The sequence below is a fragment of the Psychrobacter sp. 1U2 genome (genome assembly GCF_051847575.1).
Genome location: NZ_JBPYDC010000248.1, coordinates 1 through 1,314 on the forward strand (window position 1 = coordinate 1; position 1,314 = coordinate 1,314).

At 41.4% G+C, this 1,314-nt stretch carries 1 protein-coding gene; it reads left to right on the top strand.

Annotation, left to right across the window (positions count from 1 at the left end):
* On the top strand, positions 1 to 1,314 hold a 1,314-nt coding region (locus ACS8FD_RS14900; RefSeq protein ID WP_439276428.1), incomplete at both ends, for an Hpt domain-containing protein.

The window sequence follows — 1,314 nt, forward strand, 5'->3', positions numbered from 1 at the left end:
CACTGAACAGTCTATTCATACCAAAATTGGCGATAAAGCGTCTTTTGTGACTTTAGCTGCTTCCGATGATACCGCTATTGATGAGAATGCCCTAAATCCTACCACCTTTACCAATGATAATTTACGCCAGCTACGTATTGCAGTTGAAGACCTAAAACATAATTTTAACGATTATGTGTATCAGCAACAAACCTACCTTTTGCCAACAGCCACTGCTTTTGATGAGATCGGTAATGCTTTTGAAGAGATGGGTTTGACGTCAGTACAGACAGTTAGTGACAAGCTTGCAAAAGTGTTTGCTAAATTAGAAACCCACAAAGTAAAAAATATCAGCTGGAATCTAACGCAATCTTTAGCGGAGAGTGTGACAGCGCTTGAGCTATTGCTAGATTATTTAGTCCAGCAAGTATTTGATCGTTCTTTATTGCAGCAAGCCAATGAGCATATAGAGCAGGCGCAAAGATTGGTAGATGCATTGATAGCAGCGCCTGATAAAGTAGTGCCTGCTTTTATAGCAAATGAGACAATGTTATCCGATGTTGTTCGCTATGACGACAGTGGTGAGATCGTGCCTACTGACGAGGCGTTAAATAAAAACGTATTAGATGATGATGCTGGTGTCCAAGTAAGCGCTGCAAAAAAAGTAGATGCTACCAGTCGAGACAGCAAAGAGCTACAAGCTGCACGTACGCAAGTAAAACCTGATAATTTTGATATAGATGAAGAGATTCGCGATATTTTTATCGAAGAAGCAGACGATGTACTTACTGATTTAAAAGACTTTTTACCTATCTGGCAGCAAGATATTCAAGATTTGTCACCATTGACCGAAGTGCGCCGCGGTTTTCATACGTTGAAAGGATCGGGACGTATGGTAGGGGCCTTTACTGTTGGTGAGATGGCATGGGCAATTGAGAATCTATTAAACCGAGTTTTAGATAAGACGTTAGCCGTCACAGAAGACGTGGTCACGTTAGTGACTCAAACAACTACGCATCTATCAGTGCTGGTCGCAGATTTTGCAGCATTACAAGAGCCTAGTATCGATCCTGCTATTACTATTTTGCAAAGTAACAACCTACTAGCAGGAAAGTCATTATTGGCTGGTTTGGATACATCTGTAGAGTCAGGTTTATTGACATCTGAGTATTCAAAAGAGATTCAGGTCGCGCCAACTGACGCGCAAAACATGGTAGGCCAACATAACACTGCAGCAACTAACTCTACTTCCAAGTCCCAAGACGCTATATTGGACAGCGCTGCCCAAACAAACAATGCTCAAACAAACAATCCTCAAACAAACAAACCAAACAT